The 7,890-nt window shown below is 71.1% G+C and carries 9 protein-coding genes; 4 read left to right on the top strand and 5 right to left on the bottom strand.

The annotated features are described in order from the left end of the window. Together FV229_RS03315 and FV229_RS03310 are read left to right on the top strand one after the other, a co-directional pair. Positions 1–110: DUF1674 domain-containing protein (locus tag FV229_RS03315; protein ID WP_147750575.1), on the top strand; the 110-nt coding region annotated here is incomplete at its 5' end. Positions 111–215: 105 nt separating this feature from the next. After that, a complete protein-coding gene (locus tag FV229_RS03310) occupies positions 216–524 on the top strand; it encodes a cupin domain-containing protein (protein ID WP_147750574.1) in 309 nt (102 codons plus the stop codon). A gap of 25 nt (positions 525–549) precedes the next feature. Here FV229_RS03310 and FV229_RS03305 read toward each other — a convergent pair whose 3' ends face one another. Together FV229_RS03305 and bluB are read right to left on the bottom strand one after the other, a co-directional pair. Beyond that, positions 550–1,062, bottom strand: a complete 513-nt coding sequence (locus tag FV229_RS03305) for a L,D-transpeptidase (RefSeq protein WP_147750573.1) — start codon at positions 1,060–1,062, stop codon at positions 550–552. 174 nt (positions 1,063–1,236) lie between these two features. Beyond that, entirely contained in the window at positions 1,237–1,884 is a 648-nt protein-coding gene (gene bluB, locus FV229_RS03300) for a 5,6-dimethylbenzimidazole synthase (protein ID WP_147750572.1), read from the bottom strand. A 400-nt stretch (positions 1,885–2,284) separates the two neighbouring features. On the opposite strand from bluB, the gene FV229_RS03295 reads away from it, so the two are divergent. Continuing rightward, positions 2,285–2,659: a DUF2794 domain-containing protein gene (locus FV229_RS03295; RefSeq protein WP_147750571.1), complete on the top strand. Its 375-nt coding sequence runs from the start codon at positions 2,285–2,287 to the stop codon at positions 2,657–2,659. A 108-nt stretch (positions 2,660–2,767) separates the two neighbouring features. Here the strand turns inward: FV229_RS03295 and FV229_RS03290 are convergent, their stop codons facing one another. The 3 genes from FV229_RS03290 to FV229_RS03280 form a co-directional block, all read right to left on the bottom strand. Further along, positions 2,768–3,535, bottom strand: a complete 768-nt coding sequence (locus FV229_RS03290; protein WP_147750570.1) for a Bax inhibitor-1/YccA family protein — start codon at positions 3,533–3,535, stop codon at positions 2,768–2,770. A gap of 234 nt (positions 3,536–3,769) precedes the next feature. After that, on the bottom strand, positions 3,770–6,340 hold the full coding sequence (locus FV229_RS03285) for an FtsX-like permease family protein (protein ID WP_147750569.1): 2,571 nt from the start codon (positions 6,338–6,340) through the stop codon (positions 3,770–3,772). Next, positions 6,340–7,032 (bottom strand): ABC transporter ATP-binding protein, encoded by a 693-nt coding sequence (locus FV229_RS03280; protein WP_147750582.1) that lies wholly within the window; start codon positions 7,030–7,032, stop codon positions 6,340–6,342. The genes FV229_RS03285 and FV229_RS03280 overlap by 1 nt, the downstream gene beginning before the upstream one ends. A 207-nt stretch (positions 7,033–7,239) precedes the next feature. Between FV229_RS03280 and FV229_RS03275 the strand changes: the two genes are divergently transcribed. Continuing rightward, a complete protein-coding gene (locus tag FV229_RS03275) occupies positions 7,240–7,890 on the top strand; it encodes an arylesterase (protein ID WP_147750568.1) in 651 nt (216 codons plus the stop codon).

Below are 7,890 nucleotides of genomic sequence, written 5' to 3'. Positions count from 1 at the left end.
ACGCGCGGGCGGCGGCGGTCTCGGCGGCCCCCGAGCGCCTCGGGCGCGGCGGGCTCGAACCGGTGCGCTACGACGACTGGGAGGTGAAGGGGCTCGCCGTCGACTTCTGATCGCAAGTTCCGACCAGACGGGGCCGTTGGTCGCGCGAAGCCGCCGGAACGACCGGGCGAGCCTGCTGTTGGGCTCGCGAAGCGCAGTGCGAGACGAGGCCCCCGATGATCACCAAGGTATCGAGCAAGGATGCGCCGAGCGGCGCCCACGGCGAGGTCGCGCTGGCGAAGGGCGAGCTGGTCGGCATGCGGATGTGGCGCGACGAGCCGCCGGCCGACGACAAGCCGAGCACCACGTCCGATTACGAGACCGTGGGCTACGTGATCTCGGGCCGGGCCAATCTGGTGCTCGAGGACCGGACGGTCGCGCTCGAGCCGGGCGATTCCTACTGCGTGCCGGCCGGGACCGTGCACACCTACCACATCCTGGAGACCTTCACGGCGATCGAGGCGACGGCGCCGGCCGCCGCCTGATCTTGCGGGGTTCTGGAGCCAATCCTCAGCGCGTCACGTAGACCGGGGTGCCGACCGAGACGCGGTCGTAGAGATCGACCACATCCTGGTTGTACATCCGGATGCAGCCGTAGGAGGCCCAGGTGCCGACCGAGCTCGGGCGGTTGGTGCCGTGGATGGCGTATTCGCCGCCCGAGAGCGTCATCGCCGCGGCGCCCATCGGGTTGTGCGGCGAGCCGCCGGCGATCAGGTTCGGCAGGCGCGGGTTGTCGCGCTTGACCTCGCTCGGCGGCGACCAGGCCGGCTGCACGTACTTCCCGTCGATCGCCTTGGTGCCGAACCATTGCTTGCCGGGCTTCCCCACCGCGACGGGGTAGCGGATCGCAGTGCCGTCGCCGTTGACGAGGTAGAGCCGGCGCTGCGAGACGCTGATCACCACCGAACCCGGCATCGCCCCGTCCGCGAACGGCACCACCTCGCGCGCCGCCACCGGCGTCGCCACGAGGCCGGCCAGCATCGCGCCGCCGAGGCCCGTGGACACGTATTTCCTGACCGACATCTGGGGATTTCCTTCGCAGAGCGTGACCGTTCGCTGCAGCAGTAATCCACGGCCAAGCTCTGCGTTCCAGCTCGTCCTTCGAGGACTGCGGGTTTGCTCACGCTCTTCGCGGAAGACGGTAAAAAGCGCTCGATGTCCTTTCGACAAAGGCGAACGTTCGTCGAAGGATTTGCTTTACCGCTCGAACAGACGCGCGGCCGTCGCGTCCTGCGCCTGCCAGCCGTGGCGCACGAGCTCGGGGTCGGCGTGCTCCTCCACGGGGAGGCCGACGCAGAGGTAGGCGACGAGGTGCCAGCTCTCCGGCACGTCGAGCAGCGTCCCGATCCGGGCCGGCTCCAGGATCGAGACCCAGCCGGTGCCGAGGCCGCGGGCGCGCGCCGCGAGCCAGAAGGTCTGCACGGCGCCGACCACGGAGTAGCGCAGCATCTCCGGCATGGTCGCCCGGCCGAGGCCGTGGCCGGCCTCCGTCGCGTCGTCGCAGAAGACGGCGAGGTGCACCGGGGCCTCGCGCAGGCCCGCGAGCTTCAGGGCGCGGTAGCGCGCCTGGGTCTCGTCGTCGTAGCGCAGGGCCGCGTCGGCGTTGCAGCGCTCGAAGCTCGCGACCACGCCGGCGCGGCGGGCGGGGTCGGCGACGCGCACGAAGCGCCACGGCTGGCTGTTGCCGACCGACGGGCTGCGATGGGCCGCCGCCAGGCTCTCGCGCAGCAGGGCCTCGTCCACCGGGTCGGCGCGGAAGCGGCGCACGTCGCGGCGCCACGCGAACAGGTCGTCGAGCGCCTGCCGGAAGTCGTCGTCGAAGCGGGGCGGGCGGGCGTCGGTCATGGTCGGCCCGCCTCATAGCGGGTTTCGGCAGGGTTTGCGCGTTCCTGCTCAGCGCGCCGGGCGCGAACAAAAAAGGCCGCCCTTGCGGGCGGCCTGAAGTCCTTGGGTCTCGAAACCTCTGGGATGTCGCGTCGTGCGGTCCGGTGACGCCCGCGGGCTGGGGAGCTCGGGATGCGGACGACCGTCGGGGCACGACCCGACTAGGGTTCGGCCCTCGTTGTCGAGTCGCAACACGGCCCGGAAAAGGCGTGATCGGGGCGAAACCGCGGCATTTGTTTCTTGGGCGTGTCCTGTCCGCAACGAACGAATCGGTGAACGCGGCCTTGTCCGGGACCCTTGCGGGCCGGCCGCCCGAGGCCCATCCTCAACGATCGGTAGCAGGACCCACGGCGGAGGGACGATGAGCGAGCGCGCAAGCGGCGAGATCCGGACAGACGAGTCGACGGCCCGCGTGGTGCCCTTCCCCAGCCCGTCCACCGCCCCGCAGATCGCGTTCGACCGGCACGAGCTGCGCACGATCTTCAACCTCTACGGCCGCCGGGTCGCGGAGGGCGAATGGCGCGACTACGCCCTCGATTTCCGTCGGGACAAGGCGGTGTTCTCGATCTACCGCCGCACCTCCGAGATGCCGCTCTACCGGATCGAGAAGGACCCCAAGCTCGCCCGCCGCCAGGGCGCCTACGCCGTGGTCGCCGCCACCGGCGTGGTGCTCAAGCGCGGCGCCGACCTCGCCCGCGTGCTCGCGGTGCTGGAGAAGCCCCTGCGCGCGGTGTGAGCCCGAGCCCGATCCCTTTCCTTTTCGGGAGAGGAAGCCACCGCGCGCATGAAAAAGGCCCCGGCATTCCCGCCGGGGCCTTTTTCGTTCGTCCGGTTCGGAATTCGCTTAGCGGCGGTCGCCGAGGAGCGAGAGCAGGAACTGGAACATGTTGATGAAGTCGAGGTACAGCGTCAGCGCACCGTTCACCGACATCTTGGCGGCCGCCTCGCCGTCGAAGCCGCTGGAGAGATACATCTCCTTCAGCTTCTGGGTGTCGTAGGCGGTCAGCCCCGCGAAGATCAGCACGCCGAGCACCGAGACGGCGAACTGCAGCGCCGAAGAGGCCAGGAAGATGTTGACGATCGAGGCGATCATGATGCCGATCAGGCCCATGATCAGGAACGAGCCCATGCCCGAGAGGCTGCGCTTCGTGGTGTAGCCGTAGAGGCTCAACGCGCCGAAGGTCGCCGAGGTGATGAAGAACACCCGCACCACGCTGGCGCCGGTGAACACCAGCAGCAGCGTCGACATCGAGGCGCCCATCACCGCCGCGAAGGCGAAGAACATCGTCCGCGCCGACGAGGCCGACATCCGGTCCATCCGCATCGAGAAGACGAGGATGAAGGCGAGCGGCGCGAACATCAGGACCCACTTGAGCGGGCTGTTGTAGAGCGTCTGGCCGAACGGCGTCAGGGCGAGACGCCCGGTCGCGGTCGCGGTGGTGGCGGCCATGTTGAGGCCGAGCGCGACCAGGCCCGAGATGCCCAGGCCCACGACCATGTTGTTGTAGACGCCGAGCATGAAGGTCCGCAGGCCCTGGTCGAACGCGACCTGGGTGCCGGCCTGCGACGGCGCCTGGGCGCCGTAGCGGAAGGGAGAGTTGTCGAATGCCATGGGAGTGACCTCGGAAGGCTCGCTCGTGCGTGGTGTTTGAGACGAGGCCCACGCAGGGGACCTCTGGCGCCGTCGAGCGCCTCGGGTTGGAATATGTTGCTTTCGGCCGCCCCGCACAAGAGCCCGGTAGAGCTTGGAAAAGCGCTTTTGGTGAATCCGCGGCCGTTAATTTTGTTCACGAAGTCTGGGATTAAAGTTCGGTCATACTTCGTCGCGCATCAGGATTGCCGCATCTTACGATTGTCGCAAGTACGGCGCCGGCTTCTGGCCGAGGATGCGCCAGGTGCCGGCGAGCCCCAGCACCACGGCGAGTACCACGGCGGCTGCCGCCGCCACCAGCGCCCCCGACAGGTCGAGGACGAAGTCGAGGCGCATCACCTTGGTGACGATCACCCAGCCGGCCAGCGTCCCGGCCAGCAGCCCGAACAACGCGGTGACGAGGCCGAGCGCGCCGTATTCGAGGCCGTAGGCGGTGAGCAGCCGTCCGCGGGTGGCGCCGAGCACCTTCAGCACCACGGCGTCGTAGAGCCGCGCCCGGTGCCCTGCGGCGATGGCGCCGGCCAGCACGAACAGGCTCGCCAGCACCGCCACCGCGCTCGCCCCGCGGATCGCCAGCACCAGCCGGCCGACGAGGTCGCCGACGGCGTCGAGGGCGTCCTTCACCCGCACGCTGGTGACGGAGGGGAACGTCTTGGCGACGTCGCGCAGGATGCGGTTCTCGATCGGTCCGTTCGTGCCGCCGGGCAGGGTCAGCGTCGCGAGGTCCGAGTGCGGCGCCCCGCGGAACGTGCCGGGGGAGAACACCATGACGAAGTTGATGCCGAGGTTGCGCCACTCGACCTTGCGCAGGTTGGCGATGGTGGCGGTGAGGTTCCTGCCGAGCACGTTGACGGTGACGCGGCTGCCGACCTTCAGGCCGAGGTTCCTGGCCAGCTCCGCCTCGAACGAGACCAGCGGGGTCTTGGCCTCCTCGGCCGTCCACCACTTTCCGGCGACGATGTTCGAGCCCTCGGGCACGTCCTCGGCGTAGGTGATGCCCCGGTCGCCGTCGAGCACCCAGGCGGCGTCCTCCGGCGGCCGGATCTTCTCGGCCGGCACGTCGTCCAGCGCCACGATGCGCCCGCGCATCATCGGCACCCGCTCGATCTTGGCGGCGGGCGCCTGGCGCGCGAGGAAGTCGTGGAAGGCGTTCGAGTCGGCCGCCGGGATGTCGAGGAAGAACAGGTTCGGCGCGCGTGCGGGCAGGGTCGCCGAGATCGTGCGGCGCACGTTCACGTCGATCAGGCTCAAGGTCACGAGGAGCGTCACGCCCAAGCCCAGCGACAGGACGATGGCCGGCGTCAGGGCGCCCGGGCGGTGGAGGTTGGCCAGCGCCATCCGCGGCGCGGTGCGCTTGGGATGCGGCAGCCGGCGGGCGAGCACCATCACGCCGACCGCGACGAGGCGCAGCAGGCCGAAGGCGATGCCGGCGGCGGCGATGAAGATCAGGGCCACGCGCCGGTCGAAGGCGGTGCCGACGGCGAGACCGACCAGGGCGGCGAGCGCCAGCGCCAGGATCAGTCGGTAGCGCGGGCGGATGCGGGCGGCGGCCGGGTCGACGGTGTCGCGAAACAGCCCCGAGACCGGGACGTCGTGGGCGCGCCCGAGCGGCGTGATCGCGAAGGCCAGGGCGGTCAGGAGCCCGTAGGCCGCCGCCTGAAGCAGTTCCAGCGGCGCCAGCGTCGGGTTCAGCGGCAGCGGCAGGCTGTCCCGGAACAGCGCGTCGAGGACGAACGGCAAGGCGGCGCCGACGACGAGGCCGATCGCCGTGCCGAGGCCGGCGATCAGCATCACCTGCGTCAGGTACAAGGCGACGACCTTCGAGCCCGGCGCGCCGACGCTCTTCAGGGTGGCGATCGAGGGGCGCTTGCGCTCGACGAAGGCGTTGACGGCGTTGGCGACGCCGACCCCGCCGACGATCAGCGCGGTGAGGCCGACCAGCGTCAGGAACTGGGTGAAGCGCTCGATGCTCTTGGAGAAGCGCGGGTCGGCGTTGGTGCGCGCCCGCATCTCCCAGCCGGCCTGTGGCGCCGCGGCGGCGATTCGCGCGGCGGCGGCGTCGAGGCCCGCGTCGTCGGCGCCCGGCAGGATCAGCCGGTAGCTCCAGCGGTTGAGGCTGCCCGGCTGGACGAGGCCGGTCCGCCGCAACGCGTCTTGCGACATGATGAGCCGCGGCCCGAAGCCGATCCCCCCGGCGATCTTGTCCGGCTCGGAGACGATGGTCGCGCGGATGGCGAAGGGCCGGCCCGCGAGGGTGAGCCTGTCGCCGACCTTGAGGTCGAGGCGGGTCAGGAGGGCGGGGTCGGCGAGCGCTCCGTCGATCCCGTCCCGCTCGGCGAGCAGGCCGGCGAGCGGCGCCTGCGGCTCGGTGACGAGCTCCCCAGCCGACGGGTAGCCGGAATCGACCGCCTTCAACTCGACGAGCGCCGCGCCCTCCCCCGCCACCGCCATGGCGCGGAGCGAGGCGACCACGTCCACCCGCCCCTGCGCGTCGAGGGCCGCCCGCTCGGGTTCCGTCGCCTCGCGGTTGATCAGGCTGTAGCTCAGGTCGCCGCCGAGGATGCGCTTGCCCTCCCGCCCGAGGCCGTCCGACAGCGAGCGCGAGATCGAGGCGACGCCTGCGATCGCCGCGACGCCGAGCGCGATGCAGGCGAGGAACACCGCAAACCCGCCCAAGCCCCCGCGGAGCTCGCGGAGCGCGAGCCGTAGGGTGAGGGGAAGGCGCGAGGGGGGCGTCCGGTCCTGTCGGGAAAGGGTGCCGTGCATCAGGCCGCCACCGGCTCCTCGATCCGTCCCGAGCGCAGGCGCACGGTGCGGTCGCAGAGGCGGGCGAGCCCCGGATCGTGGGTGACGAGGACGAGCGTCGCGCCGCGGTCGCGCTTGAGCGCGAACAGCAACTCGACGATCTGGCGCCCGGTCGCCTCGTCGAGGTTGCCGGTGGGCTCGTCGGCCACCAGGATCGCCGGGTCGGGGGCGACGGCGCGGGCGATGGCGACGCGCTGCTGCTCGCCGCCCGAGAGCTGGGCCGGGTAGTGGTGCAGCCGGTGGCCGAGGCCGACGGCCTCGAGCTCCCGCTTGGCGCGGGCCTGTGCCTCGGGCTTGTCGGCCAGCTCCAGCGGCAGGGCGACGTTCTCCAACGCCGTCATCGTCGGGACGAGGTGGAAGGCCTGGAACACGATGCCGATGCGCCGGCCGCGGAAGCGCGCGAGCGCGTCCTCGTCGAGGCGCCCGAGGTCGGTGTCCTCGATTCGGATCGCGCCGGAATCGGGCCGCTCCAGCCCCGCCATCACCATCAGCAGGGTCGACTTGCCCGAGCCCGACGGCCCGACGAGGCCGACCGCCTCGCCGCGGGCGACGTCGAGGGAGATCCCGCGCAGCACGTGGACGCGGGCGGCGCCCCGGCCGAGGCTGAGGTCGATGCCGGAAAGGGCGATGGCCGGCGTTCCGGACGCGGGCATTTCCGGCGAGGGCTTGCTGGAAGAGGGCTTGTCGTCGGTCACGGCTGAGCCGATCTGTGCGGGATGGCGAACATGCGGGACGGAGATCACGGTTGGCGGACGAACGTTCGGTGCGCTTCGGCACGACCCGTGCCGACCGAGGCTCGTGGAGCCGATATGGCGACCGCGACGGAACTACGCCATGACGGCCGGCGCAGGACGATCCTGATGGCCCTGTTTGCCGCAGCGGGGCTGGTCCTGTCGATGGCCGGCGTCGCGCCGGCGAAAGCCGACCCGCCGCCCGGGCCGAAGCCGATCCGTCTGGTGGCGTTGGGCGACAGCCTCACCGCTGGCTACCGCCTGCCGGCGAGTTCCGCCTTCCCGGCGGTGCTGGAGCGGGCGCTCGCGGCGAAAGGTCGGACGGTGACGGTCGCCAACGCCGGCGTCTCGGGCGAGACCGCCACCAACGGCCTCGACCGGGTCGACTGGTCGGTCCCCGACGGCACCGACGGCGTGATCCTGGAACTCGGCGCCAACGACATGCTGCGCGGCACCGACCCGGCCGTGACGCGGAAGGCGCTGGAGGCGATCGTCGCGCGGCTGAAGGATCGCGGCATCCCGGTGCTGCTCGCCGGCATGCGCGCCTCGACCAACCTCGGACCCGACTACGTCGCGCGCTTCGACGCGATCTACCCCGACCTGGCCCAGAAATACGACCTCGTGCTGTACCCGTTCTTCATGGCCGGCATGGTCGGCGACCGGGCCTACACCCTCGACGACGGGCTCCACCCGAACGCCAAGGGCGTCGACGTGATCGTGGCCGGCATCCTGCCCTCGGTCGAGGCCTTCCTCGGGCGCCTCCCAGCCAAGGCGCCCTGA

Origin of the sequence: Methylobacterium sp. WL120 (genome assembly GCF_008039465.1) — a bacterium.
Lineage (GTDB): Bacteria > Pseudomonadota > Alphaproteobacteria > Rhizobiales > Beijerinckiaceae > Methylobacterium > Methylobacterium cerastii.
Note: the sequence above shows the minus strand (reverse complement) of the source record. Positions and strands in the feature narration are given on the sequence as shown.

Coding starts and splice junctions, on each gene's coding strand:
- FV229_RS03310 (WP_147750574.1), top strand. CDS start 216: ATGATCACCAAGGTATCGAGCAAGGATGCGCCGAGCGGCGCCCACGGC.
- FV229_RS03305 (WP_147750573.1), bottom strand. CDS start 1,062: ATGTCGGTCAGGAAATACGTGTCCACGGGCCTCGGCGGCGCGATGCTG.
- bluB (WP_147750572.1), bottom strand. CDS start 1,884: ATGACCGACGCCCGCCCGCCCCGCTTCGACGACGACTTCCGGCAGGCG.
- FV229_RS03295 (WP_147750571.1), top strand. CDS start 2,285: ATGAGCGAGCGCGCAAGCGGCGAGATCCGGACAGACGAGTCGACGGCC.
- FV229_RS03290 (WP_147750570.1), bottom strand. CDS start 3,535: ATGGCATTCGACAACTCTCCCTTCCGCTACGGCGCCCAGGCGCCGTCG.
- FV229_RS03285 (WP_147750569.1), bottom strand. CDS start 6,340: ATGCACGGCACCCTTTCCCGACAGGACCGGACGCCCCCCTCGCGCCTT.
- FV229_RS03280 (WP_147750582.1), bottom strand. CDS start 7,032: ATGCCCGCGTCCGGAACGCCGGCCATCGCCCTTTCCGGCATCGACCTC.
- FV229_RS03275 (WP_147750568.1), top strand. CDS start 7,240: ATGGCCCTGTTTGCCGCAGCGGGGCTGGTCCTGTCGATGGCCGGCGTC.